The 25,124-nt window shown below is 43.2% G+C and carries 26 protein-coding genes; 14 read left to right on the top strand and 12 right to left on the bottom strand.

Going from position 1 to position 25,124, the window contains the following annotated elements:
- The first annotated feature begins 3 nt into the window (after positions 1-3).
- On the top strand, positions 4-618 hold the full coding sequence (locus ACT3ID_RS17095; RefSeq protein ID WP_491543278.1) for a TetR/AcrR family transcriptional regulator: 615 nt from the start codon (positions 4-6) through the stop codon (positions 616-618).
- A 60-nt stretch (positions 619-678) separates the two neighbouring features.
- Here the strand turns inward: ACT3ID_RS17095 and ACT3ID_RS17090 are convergent, their stop codons facing one another.
- The 9 genes from ACT3ID_RS17090 to hppD all read right to left on the bottom strand — a co-directional run bounded on the left by ACT3ID_RS17090 (position 679) and on the right by hppD (position 10,077).
- A complete protein-coding gene (locus ACT3ID_RS17090; RefSeq protein ID WP_491543277.1) occupies positions 679-972 on the bottom strand; it encodes a DUF4242 domain-containing protein in 294 nt (97 codons plus the stop codon).
- A gap of 54 nt (positions 973-1,026) precedes the next feature.
- Positions 1,027-1,845 (bottom strand): class I SAM-dependent methyltransferase, encoded by an 819-nt coding sequence (locus tag ACT3ID_RS17085; RefSeq protein WP_491543276.1) that lies wholly within the window; start codon positions 1,843-1,845, stop codon positions 1,027-1,029.
- 48 nt (positions 1,846-1,893) lie between these two features.
- Positions 1,894-2,595, bottom strand: a complete 702-nt coding sequence (locus tag ACT3ID_RS17080; RefSeq protein WP_491543275.1) for a class I SAM-dependent methyltransferase — start codon at positions 2,593-2,595, stop codon at positions 1,894-1,896.
- Positions 2,592-3,119: an OsmC family protein gene (locus ACT3ID_RS17075; protein ID WP_491543274.1), complete on the bottom strand. Its 528-nt coding sequence runs from the start codon at positions 3,117-3,119 to the stop codon at positions 2,592-2,594. The genes ACT3ID_RS17080 and ACT3ID_RS17075 overlap by 4 nt, the downstream gene beginning before the upstream one ends.
- Positions 3,120-3,212: 93 nt before the next feature.
- Positions 3,213-4,817, bottom strand: coding sequence for a tetratricopeptide repeat protein (locus ACT3ID_RS17070; RefSeq protein ID WP_491543273.1), 1,605 nt, complete (start codon positions 4,815-4,817; stop codon positions 3,213-3,215).
- A gap of 74 nt (positions 4,818-4,891) precedes the next feature.
- Positions 4,892-5,359, bottom strand: coding sequence for a cupin domain-containing protein (locus ACT3ID_RS17065; protein ID WP_491543272.1), 468 nt, complete (start codon positions 5,357-5,359; stop codon positions 4,892-4,894).
- 252 nt (positions 5,360-5,611) lie between these two features.
- Positions 5,612-7,408, bottom strand: a complete 1,797-nt coding sequence (locus tag ACT3ID_RS17060) for a tetratricopeptide repeat protein (protein ID WP_491543271.1) — start codon at positions 7,406-7,408, stop codon at positions 5,612-5,614.
- 232 nt (positions 7,409-7,640) lie between these two features.
- Positions 7,641-8,825 (bottom strand): homogentisate 1,2-dioxygenase, encoded by a 1,185-nt coding sequence (locus ACT3ID_RS17055; RefSeq protein WP_491543270.1) that lies wholly within the window; start codon positions 8,823-8,825, stop codon positions 7,641-7,643.
- 103 nt (positions 8,826-8,928) lie between these two features.
- On the bottom strand, positions 8,929-10,077 hold the full coding sequence (gene hppD, locus ACT3ID_RS17050; RefSeq protein WP_491543269.1) for a 4-hydroxyphenylpyruvate dioxygenase: 1,149 nt from the start codon (positions 10,075-10,077) through the stop codon (positions 8,929-8,931).
- Between the two features lie 208 nt (positions 10,078-10,285).
- Between hppD and paaA the strand changes: the two genes are divergently transcribed.
- From paaA to ACT3ID_RS17025, 5 genes are all read left to right on the top strand, one after another.
- Positions 10,286-11,230 (top strand): 1,2-phenylacetyl-CoA epoxidase subunit PaaA, encoded by a 945-nt coding sequence (gene paaA, locus ACT3ID_RS17045; protein ID WP_491543268.1) that lies wholly within the window; start codon positions 10,286-10,288, stop codon positions 11,228-11,230.
- 92 nt (positions 11,231-11,322) lie between these two features.
- The gene (paaB, locus tag ACT3ID_RS17040) at positions 11,323-11,637 is read left to right on the top strand and encodes a 1,2-phenylacetyl-CoA epoxidase subunit PaaB (protein WP_491543267.1); all 315 of its coding nucleotides are present in this window, start codon (positions 11,323-11,325) and stop codon (positions 11,635-11,637) included.
- A complete protein-coding gene (gene paaC / locus ACT3ID_RS17035) occupies positions 11,634-12,419 on the top strand; it encodes a 1,2-phenylacetyl-CoA epoxidase subunit PaaC (RefSeq protein ID WP_491543266.1) in 786 nt (261 codons plus the stop codon). The genes paaB and paaC overlap by 4 nt, the downstream gene beginning before the upstream one ends.
- Before the next feature lie 45 nt (positions 12,420-12,464).
- Positions 12,465-12,977 carry a 1,2-phenylacetyl-CoA epoxidase subunit PaaD gene (gene paaD, locus ACT3ID_RS17030; protein ID WP_491543265.1) on the top strand — a complete coding sequence of 171 codons (513 nt, stop codon included), beginning with the start codon at positions 12,465-12,467 and terminating at the stop codon, positions 12,975-12,977.
- A gap of 228 nt (positions 12,978-13,205) precedes the next feature.
- Positions 13,206-13,988: an enoyl-CoA hydratase-related protein gene (locus ACT3ID_RS17025; protein WP_491543264.1), complete on the top strand. Its 783-nt coding sequence runs from the start codon at positions 13,206-13,208 to the stop codon at positions 13,986-13,988.
- Between the two features lies 1 nt (position 13,989).
- On the opposite strand, the gene ACT3ID_RS17020 is transcribed toward ACT3ID_RS17025, so the two are convergent.
- Together ACT3ID_RS17020 and ACT3ID_RS17015 are read right to left on the bottom strand one after the other, a co-directional pair.
- Complete coding sequence (locus ACT3ID_RS17020; protein WP_491543263.1) at positions 13,990-14,406, bottom strand: type II toxin-antitoxin system VapC family toxin; 417 nt, start codon at positions 14,404-14,406, stop codon at positions 13,990-13,992.
- Positions 14,403-14,642 (bottom strand): FitA-like ribbon-helix-helix domain-containing protein, encoded by a 240-nt coding sequence (locus ACT3ID_RS17015; RefSeq protein WP_491543262.1) that lies wholly within the window; start codon positions 14,640-14,642, stop codon positions 14,403-14,405. Before ACT3ID_RS17015 ends, ACT3ID_RS17020 begins: the two co-directional genes overlap by 4 nt.
- 147 nt (positions 14,643-14,789) lie before the next feature.
- On the opposite strand from ACT3ID_RS17015, the gene ACT3ID_RS17010 reads away from it, so the two are divergent.
- The 8 genes from ACT3ID_RS17010 to ACT3ID_RS16975 all read left to right on the top strand — a co-directional run bounded on the left by ACT3ID_RS17010 (position 14,790) and on the right by ACT3ID_RS16975 (position 22,543).
- Positions 14,790-15,953 (top strand): 3-hydroxyacyl-CoA dehydrogenase NAD-binding domain-containing protein, encoded by a 1,164-nt coding sequence (locus ACT3ID_RS17010; RefSeq protein WP_491543261.1) that lies wholly within the window; start codon positions 14,790-14,792, stop codon positions 15,951-15,953.
- 85 nt (positions 15,954-16,038) lie between these two features.
- Entirely contained in the window at positions 16,039-16,470 is a 432-nt protein-coding gene (gene paaI / locus ACT3ID_RS17005) for a hydroxyphenylacetyl-CoA thioesterase PaaI (protein WP_491543260.1), read from the top strand.
- 58 nt (positions 16,471-16,528) lie between these two features.
- The gene (gene pcaF, locus ACT3ID_RS17000; protein WP_491543259.1) at positions 16,529-17,734 is read left to right on the top strand and encodes a 3-oxoadipyl-CoA thiolase; all 1,206 of its coding nucleotides are present in this window, start codon (positions 16,529-16,531) and stop codon (positions 17,732-17,734) included.
- Between the two features lie 73 nt (positions 17,735-17,807).
- The gene (locus ACT3ID_RS16995) at positions 17,808-18,404 is read left to right on the top strand and encodes an acyltransferase (protein ID WP_491543258.1); all 597 of its coding nucleotides are present in this window, start codon (positions 17,808-17,810) and stop codon (positions 18,402-18,404) included.
- An 87-nt stretch (positions 18,405-18,491) separates the two neighbouring features.
- Complete coding sequence (paaZ, locus tag ACT3ID_RS16990) at positions 18,492-20,549, top strand: phenylacetic acid degradation bifunctional protein PaaZ (protein ID WP_491543257.1); 2,058 nt, start codon at positions 18,492-18,494, stop codon at positions 20,547-20,549.
- Between the two features lie 111 nt (positions 20,550-20,660).
- Complete coding sequence (locus ACT3ID_RS16985) at positions 20,661-21,026, top strand: four helix bundle protein (RefSeq protein WP_491543256.1); 366 nt, start codon at positions 20,661-20,663, stop codon at positions 21,024-21,026.
- Positions 21,027-21,074: 48 nt separating this feature from the next.
- Entirely contained in the window at positions 21,075-21,836 is a 762-nt protein-coding gene (locus ACT3ID_RS16980) for an enoyl-CoA hydratase/isomerase family protein (protein WP_491543255.1), read from the top strand.
- A gap of 11 nt (positions 21,837-21,847) precedes the next feature.
- Positions 21,848-22,543, top strand: coding sequence for a DNA alkylation repair protein (locus tag ACT3ID_RS16975; RefSeq protein WP_491543254.1), 696 nt, complete (start codon positions 21,848-21,850; stop codon positions 22,541-22,543).
- Positions 22,544-22,559: 16 nt separating this feature from the next.
- On the opposite strand, the gene ACT3ID_RS16970 is transcribed toward ACT3ID_RS16975, so the two are convergent.
- Positions 22,560-24,782 (bottom strand): two-component regulator propeller domain-containing protein, encoded by a 2,223-nt coding sequence (locus ACT3ID_RS16970; protein ID WP_491543253.1) that lies wholly within the window; start codon positions 24,780-24,782, stop codon positions 22,560-22,562.
- Positions 24,783-25,124: the final 342 nt, after the last annotated feature.

Raw genomic sequence — 25,124 nt, 5'->3', positions numbered from 1 at the left:
TCTATGAAAAAGAATTCAGAAAATACACGTAGTAAGATTATGGATGCCGCCCAATCCCTTATCCTGGATAACGGGTTTGGAGGTACGACTATTGATTCGGTCATTGAAAAAGCTGGAGTCAGCAAGGGTGCTTTTTTTCATCACTTCTCCAGTAAAGCTGAACTTGGTCATAAACTGGTTCAGCGATATGCAGAAGAGGATGCCGAACACCTGGAGGAAACGCTTGTTAAAGCTGAAGGTCTTAGTGAGGATCCACTGCACCAATTGCTTATTTTTATAAAGCTTTTTGAGCAAGAGATAGAATCACTAGAAGAACCGTTTCCTGGATGCCTTTTTGCCTCGTACCTTCAGCAATCAGAACTATTCGACAGCGATATATTGGATATCATACATGAATCAATGCTGCTATGGCGCTCAAGAGTTCTTGATAAACTCAAAAGTATTGAACAACAGTATCCTTCACGTAAGGAGGTAGATCTTGAAAGTCTGGCAGATATGCTGATGGTGATATTTGAGGGAGCATTTGTTTTATCTCAATCCCTGAATGAAAATAAAATCATTGCCCAGCAGCTATCGCATTATCACAATTATCTTAGCTTGTTATTTAATAAGCAGTAAATAGTTTTGTTTATAATTGGACTTGCCAAGTTTTGAAAACCTGGCAAGTCTCGCTTGATTTCATTTCGGTACTGCTACTGAATCTTCGGCCGTTACCGGTTCCATGATATAATCGACCCTTGAAATCTTATCAGCCGGGAATCCACTACGACGGGCGTGTTCCATAATCATCTCCTCATTGGGAGCGACATAAACACAATGCGTTTTATCTTCACTTACATACGAATGGATCCACTGAATATCCGGTCCAATTTCTTTGAGTGCCCGCAGCGACTTCATTGCTGCAGCTTTTCTATCACGTCCCACAAGTTTATGGACGCCAGGTACATTTCGTTCTATGACATATTTAGGCATGACTCTCCTCTATCTTTTTAAGTTAATGTGGTATTAAAGTAATAGCTGACAGAGTTATATTTTCTCTCCAGTAACAATCACGAACTCTCCCGGTATCTTGTATCCGGATTCATTTCTATACGGTTTGATAGATTCAATATACTCTGAATGCACTACTTCTTTCGTTTTCTCACCAAATTTGCGATAGGCCAGTGCTACGGCTCCGCCTAAAAAAGCACCTACTATCGCTTCTTCATCAGTTTGATAGGGTAAATCAACCTCAAACCGATCCATACTGATATTTTGAAAGCCGGCTTTTTGAAATTCATTCTGCAAGTTATTTCCGGTTCCCATCTGAAAGAAAAGAGGACACACATCCGATTCCACTTGTCGATCTACAATGGGGAAAATTTCGGCCCATCCGCAGGCACTACGTCGTCCCCAAACAAGCGCGGCTGCACGTCCCCCGGGCTTAAGAATCCGATACATTTCCTGTATTGCTTTATCAGGATTGGGATAATACATCAATCCAAGCGAATTAATGGCGACATCAAATGAAGAGTCAGGCAAGGTTAGCTCTTCGGCATCCATATGTTCAAAGTTCACATTTGAGAGCTCCATTGCATCAGCTTCATCCGTTGCCTTTTCAATCATTCCTTCCGACAGATCGATACCTGTCACCGAACCGTTGGGGCCAACTTCTGCTGCTATGGGAAACGTTACCAGTCCAGTACCACAGGATATATCCAGGACCTTCTCTCCCGGCTGTATAGCAACGGCATTGAGCAACCGTTGTTGAGCCGGCCGCAGCTGATTTTGCCATCCTTTTTCATAATGGGGAGAAGAATAATCCCATCCATAGCGTTGGACTCTTCGTTGTAATTCCGGTCTCATGATTAATTATGGGTTTATAGGTTAAAAATGCAATCCAATTGACTCTGATCAGCTCTCTTTCATTGCTACTACACAATAGGATTCAAGCTGCAGCTGATCTCCATTAAACTCAATGGGTGAATCCAGCTGCTTTCGTGTCTCCAGGGGGAAAAATCCATTTTCCTTTAAGATGTTCTTCCACTCTATTCTTCCATAAAGATTGAATCCATGCTTTACAAAAGGAAAAGAAGTCATACTCTTACGACTTCGTATTCCGGTACAAAATCTTCCACCTGGTTTAAGTACGCGGCGGACCTCCTTCAGATGTTTTTCTGGCTGATCCCAAAAATAAATCACCATATTGCAATATATCTTGTTAAAATACCCGTCGGGGAAAGGAATAGCATCGCTGCTGCCCAACCGCAAGTCCAGTTTTCCCGAAGTCATCGAGTTCAGGTTATTATTCTTTGCAATTTCAACCATCTCTTCAGAATAATCTATTCCGCTCACGTATAGGTCCTTTTCCCTGGTAACCAGCTTGTTAAAAAACTTACCGGTGCCAAAGCCTATCTCCAGAATTCGGTCACCGGGTTGGGGCTCCATCACCTCCAGCGTTAAATCATAGAGTGCTTCATTAACCTTGTCCATGTTATCTCCAACCTCTTTTGCATATTCGCCCGAAGGTTTTCGGAGCTGTTGAGCAATAAACTCCGGATCCGGCGCAGATGGTTTAAACAATGCCAAAAAACGCTGCAGAATATTGGATTTCATGATGATTTTTCCGTCATAGATTTAATATTCACTTCTCGTTCTACCGGTATAGCTCGTTTAAAATCATCGAGCACCGGACTGTGAGCATCTGCTTCTTCTATCATCTGCATAATCTCTGCCTCTGGTGCCGGACTTTCGATATATACTTTATACCGCAGCGCATCAAAACCGGGCGGCTGGTCACTGAGATGCAACATTCCCCGGGCATCAAAATCCGACTCTACATCCACCTCAATTTTGTCAATGGGGATATCCAGTACAGCAGCTCTTTGTGAGTATGCTATTGCCAGGCAGCTTCCCAACGCGCCGCGCTCTAATATTCCCGGTCCCGGCCCAGCGTCATTACCACCTTCTGCTTTTCCAATATCCACTTTGAACTTCCAATGTTTATGTTCTACCTCACAAGTAGTACCATCAAATAAACGTACTTTGGTTACCGCTGTGCTTTTGGCCTTGGATGGACGGAGCTCTAAGGCCTGCTGATTTCGTTCAAAAGCTTCTTTTATTGTTTTCGGGTCTGCCATAACATTCTCTATCCTTTTCCTTAACTCTAATTAATTTCTTCATATTAGGTAATAAAATTATTGAATCTATCCCCTCATTATTTCCGTCTATACTTACTCCCCTCCCTCTGCAAAGCTTTTGGCTTCGCTAATTTCAGGGCGCTCTGATTCACCGACACTGGCCAGTAATCGCTCATAGTAATCTTGGGCGGTAAGTTTGTCACCGGCTTTGTTTGCCGCACGTGCAGCACCAAGCAGGGTATTGTAGCGTCCCGGCCAAATGGAATCGGAGGCTTCATAAGCCTTAAGTGCTTCTTTAGGACGATCGAGTTCCATATATAAATCACCGAGAGCTTCGTTCGGGGGTAGCAGTGCTCCCGGAGTAACCGGATGTTTTTCAACAGCATCCTCAAGGTCGGCAGCCGACTTTAACAGCTCAATAGCTTTATCTTGCTCTCCTTGTTTATGTGCTATCCATCCAGATAGTATTTGGCGGTCTACTTCGATATAGTTAGCCATATCCTGAGCACCTTCTTTTTTTGCCCCATCTCGAAGTTCTTCAAGTCGCTGTTCAGCTTTGCTTGCAGTTTCCAGATCACCGGAATGAGCAGCACCCAGTCCTTTTGCAAGCCAGGTTAAGCCTTCGGCCCAGGGCGATGCATCCCAGGGTAAATATTCAGGAGTACGCGGCTCTAAGTCTACAGCTTTTTCCCAGTCACCCTGCTCTACTGCTATTCGGGCAGGTATTGCAGCCATGTGAAATGAAGCAACAAAGGAACCCTGGTGTGGATCTCGAGACCAGACTTCTTCTGCAACAGTTTCCGCTTTACTATCTTCTCCCCTTTGCAAATAGGCATAAACCAGATAATCAATGGCGTGTGCATAGTGGTGTGATATAGCACCATCTACCGGATGATTCAGAGCAGCCTCGGCAGATTTTTTATTCCAGTTGATTACTTCAGACCAATCGCCCAACCGTACATATATATGAGTAGGCATATGCAAAGCATGTGGTACATCCGGGGCAATTTTACCATAAGCTTCTACCATATCCAACGCATTTTCAGCACGCCCGTCAACGTCTGTGGCGTGAATACTGTAGTGTATGGCTCCGGGGTGGGTAGGAATATCCTCATAAACTTCGCGAAGAATTTTCTCTGCTTCGTCATGACATGGATTCCTATCATCAGCACGTTGAGCTATGGTCAAAAGTGACAACCCATATAAAGCAGTAATGTCTTCGTCGTCAGGATATGCTTCATAAGCAGTTTCCATGCCATCCGCCCAGCGATCGATACGCGTCCAAAAATCAGCATCTTCGGGATCGCGGAAAAAAGCTGCTGTAGATTCGACCAGTAGTTTCTCCCGCTCCGAATTTACCAGTTCTAAGGCCTTACTGCTGTTCTTCCAACCCTGTTGCAAATCATCCCCACTAGGTCTCGTGCCCCAAAGTGGTTGGAATAATGTAGTTGCTACTCCCCAGTAGGCCATTGCACAATTCGGATCGGCTTTGGTTATATCGGCAAAATCTTTCCGCGCCGTCTCATACATCATATTGTGCAACATGGCCAGGGCCCGATCGAAATCAGCCTGGACATCCTCCTTACAAGAAACATCAAAATCAACTTCACCATACCGAGACTGGGCATCCAGCTCCTGGCTAGATATCATCAATAGAAATGCGATACCATACAAACTTAAAAGAATTATCCTCTTCATAAGTACTCTCCTTTTTGGGCTCAAATTTAAGCTCTTTTATATGATCAATATATCACTGTTATATGATCAATATATCACTGTTTCACAGCAAAAGCATCAACAGGTTTTTCAAATGCAACAAACAGAACACAGGGTTCATCGGAGATACAGGAAGCTTCATGCGACCTCTCTGCGGGTCCATAACCATAGGTACCGGCTTTCATCACTTCTGCTTCTTGCCCTTCATACTTAACTTCCAACTCTCCGGATATCAATACCATGCGCTCGGCTGAGTTATGCCAGTGATTAGGTGCTGTTGTATGCGGCTGTAACTTGAAAAATATATCTGCGTTGGGTTTTGCAGGATCTCCCTGCAGTAAAGCAATCTGGCAATCCTCAGGCATAAATTCGGGACAGGCGCCCCATTCTAACTCTTGTTGATCTGCACTCCAAAGAAAAGCTTTTTCATCGGTTTCACTACTCTGTGCCTGGACTACCGTTCCTAAAAGAAGTACAAGCATCAATCCTGCTGAAAAGGTAAATGGGTATGTGCGTGTTTTCATATCTCTTTATTTTATATTTTATTTTTTGATGTTATATAAACCCATAGAACTGGTGGTATTCGATAGAGTTAGCTTAAATGATCAGGGATATTCGTTCTCTCTGTATTTAATAGCGGTTCGTTATTCTAAAGGCAAAAGCAACTCTATCCCTATATTATTACCTAATAAAGCTAGCTTGTAAAGTAGGCAAGGGCAATTTTAAACAGGTCAACAATAGGTAAACAAAGGAGGGTTTAAGCGGGGGGTATGGATTTATTGGATTTGCTTTTCAATATCCATCATAAATTCTGTGAGATTCTCTTCTGTTTCTATATCCAGCTTTTTTCTCAGGCGATAACGGGCTGTCTTTACACTATTGGGTGTAATTCCCATAATGGTCGCAATCTCTTTGATGGTAAGATTCAGTTTTGCAAGAGCAGCAAGGCGCAGCTCATTGGTTGTTAAATCAGGGTATTTTTCTTTAAGCGTATCAAAAAAACCATCATGTATTTCTTCAAAGTAAAGCCGAAACTGCTTCCAGTCTTCATCAAGATTAAAACTATAATCCACTAAATTTTCCAACTTCTGCAAACGGGCGTTAATATCTCCATTACCATTCTCTTGAATGTTATTCACCTTTTCCTTCAATTCTTTCATCGTTTCATTCTTTTGTACCAGATGCAGAGTACGGGACGTCAACTGCTTATTTTTGAACTCAATATCCTGTTCAAGCTGTTTCTCTTTCAGACGTATGTTATCCAGCTCTACACGATTCTTTTTTAGCTTTAAGCGCTGCCGATTGTATATCAGAATACCGATCACAGCCACCAAGAAAAGTACCAGAAGCAAAGCATTTCGCATCAAAGCTTTTTGCTCATTTTCTTGCTGAAGTATTGCTATCTCTTGTTCTTTTGCCTTTGTATCGTACCGGGCTTGCATCTCAGCAATCTGTCGCGACTTTGCCTGATTGAACAAACTATCTTTCACTTCAAGTAACTTTTCCTGCGCCCATAACGCTCGTTCTAATTCTCCGTTCTTCCGATATCCTTTTAAAAGAGTTTCCAGCAATTGGCGACTGTATTCAAAATATTTACCATTCTCGGCTTGTTTTAATGCCTTTTCTGAAACATTAATTGAATGAGTCATCTCCCCCATTAAAAAATAATTGCCGGCAATCCGGTTTTGCGCATCTAATACTTCATCATTCATTCCGCTCTGCTTAAACAAAGGTAACGCTTTAAACAGAAAATCATTGGCAGTCTCATAATCCTCCAGCTCTGTATGAATGATAGCAAGATTTTTCAAACTAAGTGCTTGTAACCTACTATCAGACATTTCCTGGGCTCGTTTTAAGGCCTCTTTATTAGCATCTATAGCCTGCTGGTATGAATCTTTACTTTTATAAAGTTCACTAATCTCAAGTAGAACAGTTGCTGTTGCATGTTCTCCCGGCAGCTCTTTTGAAGCTTCCAAGGCCCTCTCCATTGTCTCGAGGGCCTTCTCTGTTTCACCCTGCGAGGCATAGGCATTTCCCAGTTGAACAGCGTTAATAGCAATATCACTTGCATTGTCATTTTGTTGGCTGATGGACAAGGCTCGTTGATAAAATTCAATCGCCTTATCCATCTGATCCAACCTTTCATTTATAACACCGATATTGCTAAGTGTATGAGGTAAGTCAGCTTGATTATTTTGCTGTTCTTTTAACTCGAGTGCGCGGTAATAGTATTCAAGTGATGTCTGATAATCACTTTGCCTGCGATATAATGCCCCCAGGTCCTCCAAAGTACTAGCTCTTTTTGCGGCATCTCCTATACGCTCAAAAATATGATTAGCCTCTGACAGGTACTCCAATCCTTCCGGATGATTTCCATTTTTAGAAAGTAATTGTCCCAGTTTCCTGTAACTATCTGCCCGGAGACTTTCTTCATTCAAATATTCAGCAAGCTCAACCGCTTCGCGGGCATATTTTAAAGCAGCATCAATATCTGACCTTTTTAAGTGATCACTGAGTTGAAGTAATACTTCTACTCGCTGCTCTCCCTGTACTTCCTGAAGAACTGATTTCAAGCTATCCGGTTTAGGGGCAAGTTGTCCATAAAGGGATGAAATCGAAAAACAAAAGATAGCTAATACACTAAAAAGGTATCGAACAAAATAAGCCTTTATGTCCCTGTTTAAATGCCCCTTCCCTTCCAAATATGCCATAACCTCAATCCCCTTTTAAGATCAGTACAGAATAAAATCCCAAACCAGTTTTAGCGATGATACCAAGCAGGTGATCCTGCCGGAATGAGGTAAATTACTCTTCGGCTTCAATTTTTTGTTTTTCCTCTTCTTCAATCCAGGTATACGGATAGCTGTCGTCATCCAGCTTTTTCGCTTCTGTTGTAAGATGCAGTGGATGAAAGGTATCTATCATCACAGCATATTCATCGGTTTCTTCCTTACCGATACTACCTTCATATTTCCCGGGATGCGGCCCGTGTGGTATACCGCCGGGATGCTGTGTAATGCTGGCTTCTTCCACACCTTTACGACTCATAAAATCGCCCTTTACATAGTAAAGTACCTCATCGGAATCCACGTTGGAGTGAGCGTAAGGAGCAGGTATTGACTTCGGATGGTAATCGAATTTACGTGGACAGAATGAGCAAACCACGTAATTATTACCCTTGAATGTCTGATGCACGGGCGGTGGCTGGTGAACTCGTCCGGTAATAGGCTCGAAATCCTTGATATTGAAAATCCAGGGATACAGATAGCCATCCCATCCTACTACATCAAAAGGATGGTGTTCATACCAATAGGAAGTATACCGTCCCTGTTTTTTGATACGGACTTCAAATTCGCCTTCTTTATTTACGAAAATTGGTCCTTCGGGACGACGGATATCACGCTCACAATAAGGGCTATTTTCCAGAAATTGCCCCTTGTCGGATAGATAGCGATCGGGAATATCGACAGGACCTGTGGAATCAACAGTCAACATCCGATTTTTTTCGGTCTCAAAAACTATTTGATAGATTGTGCCGCGCGGAATGTAGATGTAATCGCCCCAACCAAAATCCAGTTTGCCAAACATGGTTTGCACATAACCTTCTCCCTCATGGATGAACAACAGCTCATCGTGCTCTCCATTTTTGTAGAAGTAATCCATCGGCTCAGTGGGACGTACTACCCCTATCTGCACATCATTGTTATAAAGCAACACTTTGCGTCCCATCACCGGATCACCGCCCTTTTCTAAATTGGCGGTCCTTAGGTGATGATGACGCAGCATTCCTTCATCCCATTTTTCAATCTTTATTTCCTCTCCTTTTTCAACCTTAAACGTTTTTGTAGGAGGATTGTGGTGATACATCAGGGATGAAATTCCGTGAAATCCTTCCGCACCAAATAAGTGCTCTTGATACAACTGTCCATCAGGTCTGCGAAATTGCGTATGCCGCTTATGCGGGATCTTTCCTAGTTGATGATAAATCATGGCTGACACCTCATTTTAGTCTTGAGTCGTAAGTCCTGAGTTGTGAGTAAAAACATTTGCTTTCGGTAAGCTCATGACTCACTACTCGATACTCACCGACTAATTACAAATTACCTCGCTTTTCCTGTTCGCGTTCAATAGCTTGAAATAGCGCCTTAAAATTACCTTTACCAAATCCACGTGCTCCTTTTCGCTGAATCATCTCAAAAAAGAAGGTCGGTCGATCAACAACTGGCTTGCTAAAAATCTGCAACAGATACCCTTCATTATCACGATCGACCAAAATCCCTAATTCTTCCAGTCGATCGATCGGCTCGTCAATAGTTCCCACTCGATTCTCAAGTTCTTCATAATATGTTGTGGGTACATGCAGAAATTCGAGTCCGCGCCCCTTCAACTCTTCAACAGTTTGAATGATATCACCCGTTAATAGTGCTATGTGCTGCACGCCCGGACCTTCATAGAAATCAAGATATTCCTCAATTTGTGATTTTTTCTTCCCTTCTGCCGGTTCATTAATCGGAAACTTGATCATTCCACGCCCGCCGGCCATCACTTTTGACATCAATGCAGAATATTCCGTTGAAATATCTTTGTCATCAAAATGGATATACTGCGTAAAGCCCATTACATCACGATAAAAATCAACCCATTCATTCATCTTTCCTTTCTCAACATTGCCCACACAATGATCCACATACTCTACACCGACCGGCTTAATATTACGCAATGGTGATTCAGCCGGTTCAAAGCCGGGCATAAAAATTCCATCGTATCCTGATCGATCAATTAAGGTGTGAATGGTATCACCATACGTTGCAATAGCTGCTTTTCGGATACGACCTTGTTCATCTTCCAAATAATGCGGCTCCTCAACCCCCGTCGCACCGCGTTTAACCGTCTCCTTATATGCGCGATCCACATCTTCTACATGCATTGCAATATCTCGCACACCATCTCCATGACGGGCAATATGATTGGAAATCGGGGAGATGCTATTTAAAGGGGAAGTCATTAAAAAGCGAATATTCCCCTGCTCAAGCAGGTATGAAACCCGATCTCTGTTACCGGTTTCCAACCCGCTATAGGCTTTGAGATCAAAACCAAACACAGTCTGATAAAAATGACTAGCTTGTTTGGCATTACCGACATAGAACTCCACGAAATCTACATCTTGCAATCCAAGATGATCTTCAAATTCCTCTTCTACCGGTCGTTCTAAAGTAGCTGCTCGATCTTTTTGTTCTCCCATCCTCTTTTTACCTCTTTTAGATCCTTATTATTGTAAGTAAAGTTAATATAGTATCCAATGCTATACGTCTCAAATAATTTAATAAGATCAGCAAGATACCTATAACTTTAACATATAAACTGTATTTATAGTTGAATCTATTTGTTTAATTTACTGTTCATGTATATGTTCAAATCCTTGAAAAAGATTCTTACGAAAACCAGACGCTATGGAAGAGGAAACAAATAAAGAGAAGTTTCAGCGACGCATAGACAACGGCGAAACCATCGAGCCAAAAGATGATATGCCTGATCGCTACCGGCAGCAGCTAATACGGATGATGTCGCAACACGCACATTCTGAAATTGTAGGCATGCTGCCTGAAGGTAACTGGATTACACGTGCTCCTTCATTGCGACGTAAAATGATTCTGCTTTCTAAAGTCCAGGACGAAGCGGGACACGGCCTCTACCTATACAGCGCCACTGAAACACTTGGCGTAAGTAGACAAGAGCTTATTGATCAGCTACTGGAAGGCAAGGCCAAATATTCGAGCATTTTCAATTATCCCACCCTAACCTGGGCCGATGTAGCAGTTATCGGCTGGCTTGTGGATGGGGCTGCCATTATCAATCAAACAATGCTGGCACGCAGCTCTTACGGACCTTATTCACGGGCAATGGTTCGCATCTGCAAAGAAGAGAGTTTTCATAAAAAGCAAGGGTATGAAATGGTGGCTAAGATGGCTGATGGTACGCCCGAACAGCAAGAGATGATCCAGGATGCGGTTAACCGCTGGTGGTGGCCCACATTGATGATGTTTGGTCCTCATGATGAGGACTCACCAAACAGCGCCGAACTAATAAAATGGGGGGTTAAATCCAAGACAAACGATGAGTTGCGACAAAGTTTTGTGGATCGCCACGTTTCTGAGGCTCATGCCGTTGGCATTGAAATTCCCGATCCGGATCTGGAATATAATGAAGAAACCGGACATTGGGAGTTCGGCGAAATCGACTGGGATGAATTCTGGAATGTTGTAAAAGGCAATGGTCCCATGAATCGGGAGCGTATGAAAGCGCGTCGTGAGGCACATGAAAAAGGCAAGTGGGTTCGCGAAGCCGCCGAAGAATATGCACGCAAAAAGAAATTGAGCGAAGAAAAAGCATCATAGAACGCGGATTACGCAGATTAAGTTGATGATCACTGATTAATTGATTTTTGTTTACTGATTCTGCAATACAAATATTAACAAGCTTTATATACATGAGTAAAGAAAACGGTAAGGAATCTGAAGACACACAATGGCCGCTGTGGGAGGTTTTTACCCAGCCCAGAGATGGCAAACCTCATGAGCATGCAGGTAGTGTACATGCTCCCGATGCTGAAAAAGCACTTGAAAATGCCCGCGATGTCTATACGCGCCGCAAAGAGGCGGTAAACATCTGGGTAGTACCCAGCGATCAAATTGTGGCCTCAAAGGGTGAAGATGAAGGACCCTTTTTCGATCCGGCTGATGACAAACCCTATCGGCATCCACAGTTTTATAGTGTGCCAAGAGTTTCAAAACGACGATCATGAGTACAGCTACTGAGACATTAACAAAACAGGAAGCACTCTTCGAGTATTTAGTCCGCTTGGCCGATGATCGACTCATTTTAGGTCATCGCCTCTCTGAGTGGTGCGGACACGGTCCTATTCTGGAGGAAGATATAGCTTTGGCAAATATTGCCCTGGATTATATCGGTCACGCTGCAAATTTATATGAATATGCGGTAGAAATAGAAGGTGAAGGACGACACCGCGATGATCTGGTTTATTTTCGGGATGATCCCGAATACACAAACCTGAAAATCGTCGAGTTGCCAAAAGGTGACTTTGGATTTACCATTGCGCGGCAGTTCCTGTTTTCTTCATTTAGTTACTATCTGTATCAGCTATTGTCGGATGTTAAGGATGAGCAGTTCAGAGGAATAGTTGAGAAGCATTTTAAAGAAATAAAATACCACCTGCGACACAGCCGCGAATGGGTACTACGACTTGGTGACGGTACAGAAGAAAGTCACGAACGAATTCAAAACGCATTCGATGAGATCTGGATGTACACTGGCGAACTTTTTTACCAGGATCAGATTGAGCATTTTTTACAGGATGAAGGACTCGCTGCTGATACAGAAAGTTTTAAATCCGACTGGAAAGATCTGGTTACGGACACTTTGGAAGAAGCCACGCTGGATGTGCCTGATTTTGACCAGTACATGGCCGAAGGAGGACGCGAGGGGTTTCATACTGAGCACCTGGGACATCTGCTGGCTGAGATGCAGCACCTGCGTCGGTCGTATCCGGATGCCGATTGGGAATGAGAGAATTGTTGAGTTGTTGAATGATTGATTTTTGATTAGTGATTTATGTCGAATTCAGTGGCCACATATAATAAAGAGGAAATTTGGGATCTACTGTCTGAAGTTAAGGATCCCGAAATCCCCGTACTTTCTATTATCGATCTGGGAATTTTGCGCGAGGTTACGGTTGATGAAGATAAAGTGGTCGTCCGAATCACCCCCACCTACTCGGGATGTCCCGCGATGAAAGCCATCGAGCAGGAAATCGAAAAAACGCTTAAGATGAATGGCATTCAGAACTTTGAAGTCAATAAAGATTTCTCAGAAACCTGGACGACGGATTGGATGTCGGATGAAGCAAAGAAAAAGCTGAAAGACTATGGCATTGCTCCGCCCGGTAAAACCGATAAGGATAATGACTTCCTTAAGACCCTGAGGGGATCTAGCAAAATTATCCCCTGTCCCTATTGCGATTCCACCAACACCGAACTACAGAGTGAATTTGGTTCTACTGCTTGCAAATCACAATACTACTGCCACGATTGTGATGAGCCCTTTGAACATTTTAAGTGTATTTAGGCCGCGGATTTACGCGGATCTTAACTGATTCTGTTTCTCTAACTTACATTTTTATCATACCACAAAGTTGTACAGAGAAGGCCCAGAGTTACACAAAGAGCGATTTTCTTTGTGGTATTTCGTGATTCTTTGCGTATCTCAGTGTTATAATATACATCGGTACAATATGTCGCTGGTCTATTGAATCAATTTTTTTATCTGTTTAATCTGTGGCAAAAATAATTTACTATGAGCAAATTTATTTCTGCATCTCTTGAAGACAATACACTAACTATTACTCTTGATCGGCCTGATAAGCTCAACAGTTTTGTCGAGCCGATGGCGAAACAATTGCAGGAGGCTCTCGCTGATGCCGGCGAAAATAACGAGGTGCGATGTGTGCTGCTCACCGGCAAAGGCAAAGCTTTTTGTGCAGGACAGGATCTGCCGGAAGTGGTCGATAAAGGTAAAGATTATCAGCTAGGAAACACCGTACGCAACAGCTATAATCCTACAATAAAAGGTATTCGTCAGCTTGAAAAGCCTGTGGTTTGTGCCGTGAATGGCACCGCAGCGGGAGCCGGAGCCAATATCGCTCTTGCCTGCGATATTGTACTGGCATCTAAAGAAGCAGTCTTTGTACAATCCTTCAGCAAGATCGGTCTAATTCCCGACAGCGGAGGCTCGTTTTTCCTGCCGCGTCTGGTCGGACTACAACGCGCCAATGCGATGTACCTGCTGGATGAAAAAATATCCCCAAAAAAAGCTGAAGAAATCGGGCTTATCTACAAAGCTGTTGATGCGGATAATCTCATGGATGAGGCCCGATCTATCTGCCAAAAACTAGCTAAAATGCCTACCAAGGGATTTGCTCTTTATAAGCAGGCAATCAATCAGTCTCTGTCCAATAATCTGGAAGAGCATCTCGAACTGGAAGCTGACCTGCAAACAGAGGCGGGTAATACCCATGATTACCATGAAGGCGTGCAGGCGTTCCTGGAGAAGCGAAAGCCGGAGTTTGAGGGGCAATGACTCAGTAATCGAGTTTCTTCACATATTCATCAAAAGGGGTATTCGACATTCCATTAACCAGCCGTTTATCCGCGGTATAAAAAATCCCCTCGTGATCAACGGCTGCTGCTAAATAAGTGGCATCATACAAAGTGATCGGAAACTCCGTTGACAGGCGAAAGGCAAATTCTGCAATCTCATCAAAAGGAATTAATTTATACGGCAACTGTCGGAATACTCTCCTTTTTTGAAAAGAATCTGCAATTTCCAACTCACCTTTTCGAACCTTTTTTGTTAGAATAGCATCAATTTCTAAAAGAAATAGATCCGGCACCCAAAAAGAGCTCAATTCGTCGAGTAACTGCTGCGCTTCTTCGGTCCCCTCCTCCCAGATAAACCATTTGATCGCTACGGAAGCATCTATGACTAAGTTTTTCACCGCTCTCGATCTTCTCTGATATCTTTAGTACTGTCAGAAAATTTTCGGCCTTCCGCTTTGTATTTACGGATGGATTCTCGGGCCATTCGGCGGACCTCCTCAATATCAGGACCAGCATGCATTTCGAGAAGCTCTTTGAGCTCTTCTTGCAGTGATCTATTGTTGGCTGCCGCTTTCTTTTTCAGCTTTTTGAGCGTTTCTTCATCGATATTTCTTACAAGTACATTTTTAGACATAATAGCTATTATTTATTAGTTTGATATCATGATGATATCATTTTTTGCTGGTATTTCCAAACTGTATTTCACAGGCACATGGGTTGGTTTTAAAACTGAAATCGTTATTTTCACAGTGCATAAAATGAAAACCAATTATTGCTAATAATGGAGAACGACATCATTGGTGTTGTGGGCGCTGGCACAATGGGACAAGGAATAGCCCAGATTGCATCTCAAAACAATCACCAAGTCTACTTATATGATGCCTATCCCGACCAATTGGGAAAGGCGAAACATGCACTTCGAAAAATTCTGCAGCGTCAGGTAGAGAAAGAACGTATGACGCAGGATGAAGTGGACGGCATTATGGACCGTATCCATTTTGTGGAAGATTTGACCAATTATGACGAATGCAGTTTGGTCATAGAAGCCGTTGTTGAAGATCTGGAAATCAAACAAGATGTATTTAAACGACTGGAAGGAATTGTACAGCGGGATTGTATTTTGGCTACAAATACCTCTTCCCTCTCAATTGCTTCGCTTTCATCAGCCCTCAAAAAGCCGGGACGTTTTTTGGGAATCCACTTTTTTAATCCCGCCCCGATTATGCCACTGGTTGAGATTGTACCGGGAATTGCTACTTCTGATGAAACCACAAAATCAGCCCGACAGCAAATTGACGACTGGGATAAAGTCACAGTTCTGGCTAAAGATACCCCCGGATTTATTGTCAACCGTGTAGCACGTCCATTTTATAGTGAAGCTATTCGCATGTATGAAGAAGGAGTGGCCGATGTACCTACAATCGACTGGGCCATGAAAGAGATCGGCGGGTTCCGAATGGGTCCGTTTGAACTGATGGATTTTATCGGTCATGATGTAAACTATAAAGTAACAGAAACGGTTTTTAAGGAGTTTTTCTATGATCCTCGTTTCAAACCATCCTTTACACAAAAGCGTATGGTCGAGGCCGGCTGGCTGGGCAAAAAATCGGGAAAAGGATTTTACGACTACGGGGATGATGCTGACAATCCCGAACCGACTAAGGACGAGGAACTAGGACAACAAATTGTTCATAGAATAGTGGCTATGCTCATTAATGAAGCTGCCGATGCGGTATTTATGAACGTGGCTACTGTTGAGGATGTGGATCTTGCCATGACCAAAGGCGTCAACTATCCCAAAGGATTGCTCAAATGGGCGGATGAAATTGGTTTACAGGAAGTGCTCGATCGTATCTCTCGACTTCAAACAGAATATCGCGAAGATCGCTATCGACCAAATCCACTGTTGAAAAGAAAAGTGAGGAATGGAGAAACATTTTATTAAAAATCAGAACTCAGAATACAGGAGTCAGAATTCAGAATGACATCCGAATTTCTCCTGGATTCTGAATTCAGAATCCTGAGTTCCTATGAACAAAAGCACATTAGCCGAAAAGGTTGTTCAAAAAATGTATGACAATGATGCCTTCAGCCAGTGGCTGGGCATCGAAGTCATTGATATCAAACCCGGATTCGCCAAATTGGAAATGGAAATCCGAAATGAGATGGTTAATGGATTTAATGTTTCTCACGGTGGAATCGCTTTTTCGCTGGCGGATAGCGCGCTGGCTTTTGCATCCAACAGTTACGGCAGAGTGGCAGTAGCAATGGAAAATAATATCTCATTTATGAAAAAAGTTACGGCAGGAGATATACTTACCGCCGAAACGGAGGAATTGAGTATCGGCCGGAGAATTGCTGTCTACAACATCGACGTTTCCAATCAGGATAATGAGCAAGTAGCGCTATTCCGTGGAACCGTTTTCAGAACCAAGGAACAACATTTCAGGAAAGATAATTAGAAGGAGTAGTAAAGACGTTTTATTTCACTACTCAATACTTAAAACTTACTACTAAATTATGTCTGAAGCTTATATCATTGATGCTATACGAACGCCAATAGGCAAATACCGCGGTGCCCTCTCTCCCATCCGTGCCGATGATCTGGCTGCACTGACAATCGAAGAACTGATGAATCGAAATTCGGAAGTTGATCCCGAGCGAATTGAGGATGTTATTTTCGGATGCGCCAACCAAGCAGGTGAAGATAACCGGAATGTAGCTCGTATGGCTTCTCTGCTGGCGGGACTCCCAACCTCGGTACCCGGAGAAACTGTAAACCGACTGTGTGCCTCGGGCATGAGTAGCGCAGTGATGGCCTATAAATCCATTAAAGTGGGAGAAGGGGATCTTTTTATCACCGGTGGTATGGAACATATGACCCGTGGACCGATGGTGCTGGGCAAAGGCTCTGAACCTTATTCTGGCACAACCGAAATGCATGATACCACCTTCGGTTGGCGCTTCGTCAATCCCAAAATGGAAGATAACTACAGTACTGCGGCAATGGGTGAAACCGCCGAAAATATCGTCGAAAAATACAATGTAAGTCGCGAAGATCAGGATAAGTTTGCGGCTTGGTCGCAGAAAAAAGCAGCCCAGGCTACAAAAAGCGGACGCATGGCCAAGGAAATTATGCCGGTGGAGATCCCACAGAAAAAAAGTGATCCCATTATTTTTGAGGAAGATGAATTTATCCGTCCTGAAACCACAGTAGAAGTGTTAAGTAAGTTGCCAGCTGTTTTTCGGGATGGCGGAACGGTAACTCCGGGTAATGCAAGTGGCATCAATGATGGTTCATGTGCTATGCTGGTAGCGGGAGATTCAGCTATTGAGGATTTTGATCTCGAGCCAATGGCACGAATTGTAGCTTCGGCAGTTGTTGGCGTAGAACCGCGTATTATGGGGATGGGGCCGGTCGGTGCAACAAAAAAAGTATTGAACAGAACTAATCTTACGCTGGATGATATTGATATCATTGAACTAAACGAAGCTTTCGCTGCACAAAGTTTGGCTGTACTTCGAGAGCTGGGAGTAGACGATCATGATCCACGTGTTAACCAACACGGTGGTGCTATTGCGTTGGGACATCCGCTTGGTATGTCGGGTGCACGACTGCTGCAAACGGCATCGATTGAGCTTCACGAGCAGGATAAACAGTATGCTTTATGTACTCTTTGTGTCGGCGTGGGACAGGGCATGGCAGTAATTTTAGAAAAAGCGTAACTCTGATTAATCAGATTTAGCTGATTTCGTGATTAAAATCTGCTAAATCAGTGAAATCAAAATAATCTGTGATATGATTTATGAGTTTGATGGATACAAGCCGGTAGTTGATGAAAGTGCCTATATCCACCCGCAGGCTGCGGTGACGGGCAATGTAGTAATCGGCAAGAATGTCTATATCGCTCCCGGTGCGGCGATCCGTGGTGATTGGGGGAAAATTGTGATCAAAGATGGCTGCAACGTGCAGGAGAATTGTACGATCCATATGTTTCCGGGTGTAACTGTGGTTTTGGAAGAAAGTGCTCACATTGGTCACGGAGCCATTATTCACGGGGCGCATATCGGACGTAACTGCCTGGTGGGAATGAATGCGGTGGTGATGGACGATGTGGAATTGGGAGATGAAAGCATCGTAGGAGCTCTCGCTTTTTTGAAGGAGGGCATGGAGATCCCGAAAAGAAAAATGGTGGTTGGAAATCCGGCCGAGATTGTCAAAGATGTTTCGGATGAGATGATCCAGTGGAAAACAGAGGGGACGAAATTATATCAACAGCTGCCAGGGCAGCTCCATGGCTCGCTGAAAGAATGTGAGCCTTTGAGGAAGGAACCGGAGGGTCGAGCGAGCCAGTCGGCAAATTATGAAACCTGGAGAAAACGGAGCGCTGATTAATTTGATGACACGGATTTCACAGAACAAATATCAATTAAATTCTAGCCAAATCAGCGTAATCAACGAAATCAATTTAATCTGCGAATTATGAAAGTACGAAGCTATATCAAAGGCGAATGGGTCGACGAAGGTGAAGAAAAGGATCTGATCAGTGCGGTAACCGGTGAGCCGGTGGCGCAGATGCTGGAGGCCAATCTGGATTACAAAGGCGCCTGCGGATATGCACGTGAAACAGGTGGACCGGCCCTTAGGAAAATGAGTATTCACGACCGGGCGTTCAAGATCAAGTTTCTGGGTCAGTACTTGATGGAGCGGAAGAAGAAATATTATGAGCTCTCAACGCATACCGGTGCTACTAAAAAGGATTCATGGATCGATATCGACGGGGGAATCATCACCGCCTTTCTGATTTCCAGCAAGTCGCGGCGGGAGCTGTCGGATCTCCCCTATCATGTAGAAGGCAGTCACGAACGTCTGTCACGAAAAGGATCGTTTGTGGGACAGCATGTCTGCGTACCGCGTCATGGTGTGGCTGTACATATTAACGCGTTTAATTTCCCGGTATGGGGAATGCTCGAAAAGATGGCCCCGGCTATCATTGCCGGCATGCCTGTAATTGTGAAGCCGGCTCCGGATGGTTCGTATCTGGCAAACGCCGTCTTTCACGATATAATTGAGTCGGGACTGCTGCCCGAGGGATCCGTGCAATATATCGCTGCCGATAAACCGGGCGATCTGCTGGATCATCTAATCAGCCAGGATGTCGTGGCTTTTACCGGGTCGGCCGAGACAGGAAAAAAGCTTAAAGCTCATCCAAACATAGTCGCTAACAATGTTCGTTTTAACCTTGAGGCCGATTCACTGAACTGCTCGATACTGGGAGCTGATGTCACTCCAGACATGCCGGAATTCGATCTTTTTGTTAAGGAAGTGGCTAATGAGATGACGGTAAAAACCGGACAAAAATGTACGGCTATACGTCGGACGATTGTCCCTGAAGATCGTGTTACTGATGTTATTGAAGCGCTGAAAAAAAGACTTGAGAAAACAACGGTCGGCGATCCTGCTGAAGAAAAGACAGGAATGGGTCCGTTGGCCAGCGCCGAGCAGGCGGACAGATTTGACCGGCAGCTTCAGCAGCTCAGCGAAATTACGGAAACCGTTTATGCCAATGGAAATGGCAGACAAGGCGACGCATTTACTGATCCCCGCGTATTGCTCTGTCACCAGCCGATGAAAGTAGATGATGTACATACGCTCGAAGCATTCGGACCGATGACCACAGTAATGCCGTACAAGAATAATGAAGAGGCTATTAAGATAGCGAATAAGGCTGATGGTTCGCTGGTAGGATCACTCTTTACGGCTGATGATGATATTGCCCGAAAGATTACGCTGGGTTGTGCGCCATACCACGGACGTTTCATGGTAATCAACCGGAACAGTGCAGAAGAATCGACCGGACACGGTTCCCCGATAGGATCGCTGGTGCACGGCGGACCCGGACATGCCGGAGGCGGAGAGGAACTGGGCGGTTCTCGGGCGGTCCTCCATTATATGCAGCTGGTAGCTCTGCAGGGATCGCCGACGACGCTGATGAACATCACCAATCAGTATATCAAAGGAGCCGAGACTAAAGAAGCCGACACGCATCCTTTCCAGCAGTATTTTGAAGATCTTGAAGCCGGCGAAGCATATACGACCGATAAGCATACGGTAACTGAAGAAGATATTGAACGATTTGCAGATCTATCCGGTGATGAATTCTATGCCCACACCGATCCTGAAGCTGCCGAACGCTCCATCTTCGGCGAAATTGTAGCACACGGTTACTTCGTGCTTTCAAGAGCGGCAGGCTTATTTGTCCATCCGGATGAGGGACCGGTAATGCTAAACTATGGATTGGAAAATCTACGGTTCCAGACACCTGTTGCTCCGGGCGATACGATACAAGCCAAGCTGATTGTAAAGCGAAAGAATGTGCGTCAGAAAAAAGCGGATGATAAATACCCGTTCGGTGTCGCCTACTGGGATGTAGAGGTGTTCAACCAGGATGAGCAAACAGTGGCCGACTATACGATATTAACGCTGGTCAAACGTCGTAACAAGTTAGATATTGACATTTTTGAAGAGGAAGAAGATTAAGGACGATTACCTACAATAAAGCAACTTATGTAATGATTCTCTTTTAAACAGATCATACTATTAAGGAATACAGAATTCCGAAGTCTGAAATCAGAATAAAATCTACTTATCATGAGAAAACCAGCTAAAACGTTTAAGGACTTGATAGTATGGCAGAAGGCACACGAATTTGTTTTGGAAATTTATAATTATACAAAAGATTTTCCTAAATCCGAGCTGTATGGATTGACTTCTCAGTTTAGGAGAGCCGCCGTTTCTACTGCAGCAAATATAGCTGAAGGTTTTAAGAAGCGAAGGAAAAGAGATAAGGCAAGATTTCTGAATATATCTCAAGGTTCACTCGAAGAATGCAGATATTATATCATCCTGTCAGAAGATTTGGGATATGGCGAAATGCCAGAATTAAATCAAAAGTTAGAGGATGTCAGCAAGTTGATTGATGCCTACTCCAAAGCCATTCTGAATTCTGACTCCTGAATTCGGAATACTTTATCTGACTCAAAAATTAAAACTACTTAAATACAAATGTCTGAAAACGGAGAAATAACTACCGACATCAAAGACAACATTGGAACTATTGAATTTTATCACCCAAAAGGAAATTCACTGCCGGGACAGATGCTGCGGGACTTGGCTGATACCATTACAAAGATGGGTAATAATCCCGATGTCCATGTACTGGTGCTAAAAAGCCGAGGTGATGGAGCTTTCTGTGCCGGGGCTTCGTTTGACGAGTTGATCGCCATCGACAACTACGAGGAGGGCAAACATTTCTTCATGGGATTTGCGCTGGTTCTCAATGCCATGCGTCAGTGTCCAAAATTAATTGTCGTACGTGTGCAGGGCAAAACGGTAGGCGGCGGTGTAGGAATTGCATCCGCAGGAGATTATACCATTGCACACGAATCTGCCGCTATAAAGCTGAGCGAGCTAGCACTGGGCATCGGTCCTTTTGTAGTGGGACCGGCTGTGGAGAGAAAAGTTGGCACCTCTGCATTCAGTACATTATCTGTTGATGCCTCCAGCTGGAATTCGGCCGAATGGGCTCGTGAAAACGGATTGTTTTCGAAGGTGTGTGAATCTCACAATAAACTGGATGAAGAAGTAGATTCACTGGCCAAACAGCTTTCAGACTACAGTCCGGATGCTATGAAAGAGCTCAAAAAAGTGCTGTGGAAAGACACCGACAATTGGGATGAGCTACTGGAAGACCGGGCAGAAATCAGCGGTCGGCTGGTCCTTTCTGATTTTACCAAGAATTTTATAGAAGAATTCAAAAAATCTTGATTCAGGATCAGATGGATTGTACCGAGGTACAAAACAAATTGCGTGATATAGCTGATCCGGAAATTGCTGAGCATTCACAGCGATTTTTTAAAACTGCTGAAGGTGAGTACGGCGAAGGCGATCGGTTCCTCGGCATTCGAGTTCCCAATATTCGAAAAATTGCACGCAAGTTTAAAAACCTGCCTCTCAAAGAATCAGAACATCTTCTTCATTCCGAATATCACGAAGAGCGGTTGTGTGCCCTTATTATACTGGTGAACAAAATGAAAAAAGCTGATGCCGAAGAACAGAAAAAGATCTATAAACTCTACATTGACAATACGCAATTCATAAACAGTTGGGATCTGGTTGACACCTCTGCGGAACATATCGTTGGAGTTTATTTATCTGATAAAGATCGTACGATTTTATATCAGTTGGCTCAATCAGATCATCTTTGGGAACGAAGAATTGCTATCATAAGCACCTTTCATTTCATCAAAAACAACAACTATGACAATACTCTGCAAATAGCTGAACTTCTATTGAATGATGAACATGATCTCATTCATAAAGCTACTGGATGGATGCTGCGAGAAGTGGGCAAGCATGACCTCAAGACCTTGGAAATGTTTTTAGATCAGCATAAGGCAAATATGCCGCGAACAATGCTGCGCTATGCTATAGAAAAAATGCCAGAAAAAAGGCGGCAGTATTATTTATCGTAGCATTTCATACTATCAATCAATGCGGAATTTTCTTGGATGGTTCATCTCTTACAAATTCAAGCGTAAATTTTGTTCCCCTTTCTGTATTTTCAAATAAATACTCTCCTTCCAGCTGTTTGCACAAGGAATCTACCAGCGTAATACCCAAACTTTCTCGTCCATTTTCATCAAAATTTTCAGGTAGTCCCTTTCCATCATCCTCAACTGTCAAAATTATGTGATTCCCCTCATTGGTAATGTGAATAAGAATTGATCCTTTTTCCTGATCTGTGAAAGCATGTTCAAAAGAATTGCTTATAACCTCATTTAGTATTAACCCACAAGGGATTCCCTGATCTACACCCAGCTTAAAATCATCAACCTCAATCTCAACATTGATTTCTTTGTACGGATTTCCAAGCGAATAGGCGATAATATCAACCAGCTCTCGTACATATTTTTCAACGTCAATTTCTGCCAGTCGTTCATTTTGGTACAGTTTCTCATGGATCATGGAAATTGATTGCACCCGGCGCTGGCTTTCGGCTAAAATTTGATTTGCAAAATTATTATCAGCATAACCCATCTGTAATTCCAGTAATCCTGAAATTACCGCCAGGTTATTTTTCACGCGGTGGTGAATTTCTTTGATCAAAACTTCTTTTTCATCAAGAGCTTCTTGCAAATCTTTGGTCTTTTCGTTCACAAGCTCTTGTAGACGACTTTTCTCTAACATCCCCAGCCTAATTTTAATATAGCCATAAACTATACCTAAAACACTAATGAAAGCTATACTATAGAACCAGGAGGTCTGCCAAAAAGGATAAGCGACAGAGAAGCTATAGCTTGCCTCGCTGGATTCCCATGAGGACTCTCCAGTGCGGGCCTGCACGACAAAGGTATAATCGCCGGGCTCCAAATTGGTATACGTAGCCGAATTAGCTGAAGTAGCAGGCATCCATTTATCTTCAAACCCTTTCATTTTGTATCGGTACATAACGTTTCTGGGATGTCTGTAATCCAATCCGATAAAAGAAAACGTGTATGAATGCTCTCCATGAGGAAAAGTAACCGATGGAAAAAGCAGCCTGCCGGACTTATAGTTAATTTCCGCTGTAAATGAATTCCAATTTATAGGTTCAGCATTTCTCTTTACATTAGTAAGATGAACCTTTGGAGGTTTATTATTCTTACCTAGCTTTAATTTTGCGGGATCCAACTTCAAAACTCCATCCATACTTCCGAACCAGGCATTATTTTGTCTGTCTTCTGCAATGGCTTTGAAATTAAATTCAACCCCCAATCCTTCATCTGACAGAGCATACTGCACTACATTCATCTCTCCGGACTGCCAGTATTCGGATATATTAAGTCGGTAAAGTCCCCCGTTTGTCCCCTGCCACAAATATCCGTCCTCATCAAACCAAAGAAAGTGGGTGGCAAGCATATTCAGCCCGTCTTTTTTGTCAAAATTAATAATTTCATAGTCATTTTTGTTATTCTCAGGCTGAAGCACAGAAATTCCTCCATCAGTCCCAAGCCACAAGTTACCTTTTACATCTTGAGTAATAAAATTAATCCTGGTATGTGCCAGGCCTCCATCGATATCTACATTTTTGAATGAGTTGCCGTCGTAAATGCTCAGACCTGAGGTTGTACCTATATATAGATTGCCATTTTTGCCTTCGTAAATATGTTGCACCACATTACCTGCCATGCCGTCATCGGCTGTAAAATGCCGCAATTCTTCCTCCTCTAATCGATATAACCCTTCATCTGTAGCAATCCATAAAATATCATTTGAATCCACAAACAGATCATACGTAAACCATTTCTGCAGATTCTTTCTTGAAGTAAAATTATCGAAATGCTGCCCGTCATACTCCATAAGAGTATAATCGGGCATTAAAAAAAGGAGGTTACCATTAGGCAGCTCTTCTATTTCCCAAACATAATTATTTTCATATTCACCAGGCAGCGGGTAATGCTGTATTGTCTCTCCGTCAAAAGATTCAATCCCCTCCATAGTCCCCAACCAAAGCATACCTTCACTATCAAAATTTAAACTCAAGACCTCGTTTGTCGAAAGGCCAAAATCTTTATTGTAAAATATAAAAGCATCTCCCCTAAAAATATTTACTCCATTTTCGTCCGTCGCGATCCACATATTATTATCATTATCCTCGAACAGGGAATAGATATAGTTGCTACTTAATCCATTTCTCTTTGTAAAGTGAGTATACTCTTCGCCATCATACACAAAAACACCTTTCGTCTCAGTACCTATCCAAACCTTGTTATCTGATGCAACTTTTACATCGAATATGTAGCCTAATGTGATCCCATTAATCTTTTTGATCGTCCTGAAATCTTCTCCGTTCCAGATGGTTAAACCATCACTGGTAGCAAACCACTTATTCCCTTGCTGATCTTCTGTAATGCGATAGACCTTATTGCCACTTAACCCATCATCGGTTGTATAATTCGTAACACCTCCTCCCTTCTTTAATACAGAAACACCTTCTTGTGTGGCAATCCAGATAGTTCCATCTTCATCTTCCCAAAAATCCCAAATGGAATTACTAATCAGACCATCGGCGGT

The sequence above is a fragment of the Fodinibius sp. GM108 genome (assembly GCF_058386985.1).
The sequence above is the reverse complement of the archived record's forward strand: the minus strand, read 5'-3'. Positions and strand labels throughout refer to the sequence as shown.

Bases quoted from the DNA above. Each gene is read 5' to 3' on its own strand.
- ACT3ID_RS17095 (WP_491543278.1), top strand. From the start codon at position 4: ATGAAAAAGAATTCAGAAAATACACGTAGTAAGATTATGGATGCCGCC.
- ACT3ID_RS17090 (WP_491543277.1), bottom strand. From the start codon at position 972: ATGCCTAAATATGTCATAGAACGAAATGTACCTGGCGTCCATAAACTT.
- ACT3ID_RS17085 (WP_491543276.1), bottom strand. From the start codon at position 1,845: ATGAGACCGGAATTACAACGAAGAGTCCAACGCTATGGATGGGATTAT.
- ACT3ID_RS17080 (WP_491543275.1), bottom strand. From the start codon at position 2,595: ATGAAATCCAATATTCTGCAGCGTTTTTTGGCATTGTTTAAACCATCT.
- ACT3ID_RS17075 (WP_491543274.1), bottom strand. From the start codon at position 3,119: ATGGCAGACCCGAAAACAATAAAAGAAGCTTTTGAACGAAATCAGCAG.
- ACT3ID_RS17070 (WP_491543273.1), bottom strand. From the start codon at position 4,817: ATGAAGAGGATAATTCTTTTAAGTTTGTATGGTATCGCATTTCTATTG.
- ACT3ID_RS17065 (WP_491543272.1), bottom strand. From the start codon at position 5,359: ATGAAAACACGCACATACCCATTTACCTTTTCAGCAGGATTGATGCTT.
- ACT3ID_RS17055 (WP_491543270.1), bottom strand. From the start codon at position 8,825: ATGATTTATCATCAACTAGGAAAGATCCCGCATAAGCGGCATACGCAA.
- hppD (WP_491543269.1), bottom strand. From the start codon at position 10,077: ATGGGAGAACAAAAAGATCGAGCAGCTACTTTAGAACGACCGGTAGAA.
- paaA (WP_491543268.1), top strand. From the start codon at position 10,286: ATGGAAGAGGAAACAAATAAAGAGAAGTTTCAGCGACGCATAGACAAC.
- paaB (WP_491543267.1), top strand. From the start codon at position 11,323: ATGAGTAAAGAAAACGGTAAGGAATCTGAAGACACACAATGGCCGCTG.
- paaC (WP_491543266.1), top strand. From the start codon at position 11,634: ATGAGTACAGCTACTGAGACATTAACAAAACAGGAAGCACTCTTCGAG.
- paaD (WP_491543265.1), top strand. From the start codon at position 12,465: ATGTCGAATTCAGTGGCCACATATAATAAAGAGGAAATTTGGGATCTA.
- ACT3ID_RS17025 (WP_491543264.1), top strand. From the start codon at position 13,206: ATGAGCAAATTTATTTCTGCATCTCTTGAAGACAATACACTAACTATT.
- ACT3ID_RS17015 (WP_491543262.1), bottom strand. From the start codon at position 14,642: ATGTCTAAAAATGTACTTGTAAGAAATATCGATGAAGAAACGCTCAAA.
- ACT3ID_RS17010 (WP_491543261.1), top strand. From the start codon at position 14,790: ATGGAGAACGACATCATTGGTGTTGTGGGCGCTGGCACAATGGGACAA.
- paaI (WP_491543260.1), top strand. From the start codon at position 16,039: ATGAACAAAAGCACATTAGCCGAAAAGGTTGTTCAAAAAATGTATGAC.
- pcaF (WP_491543259.1), top strand. From the start codon at position 16,529: ATGTCTGAAGCTTATATCATTGATGCTATACGAACGCCAATAGGCAAA.
- ACT3ID_RS16995 (WP_491543258.1), top strand. From the start codon at position 17,808: ATGATTTATGAGTTTGATGGATACAAGCCGGTAGTTGATGAAAGTGCC.
- paaZ (WP_491543257.1), top strand. From the start codon at position 18,492: ATGAAAGTACGAAGCTATATCAAAGGCGAATGGGTCGACGAAGGTGAA.
- ACT3ID_RS16985 (WP_491543256.1), top strand. From the start codon at position 20,661: ATGAGAAAACCAGCTAAAACGTTTAAGGACTTGATAGTATGGCAGAAG.
- ACT3ID_RS16980 (WP_491543255.1), top strand. From the start codon at position 21,075: ATGTCTGAAAACGGAGAAATAACTACCGACATCAAAGACAACATTGGA.
- ACT3ID_RS16975 (WP_491543254.1), top strand. From the start codon at position 21,848: ATGGATTGTACCGAGGTACAAAACAAATTGCGTGATATAGCTGATCCG.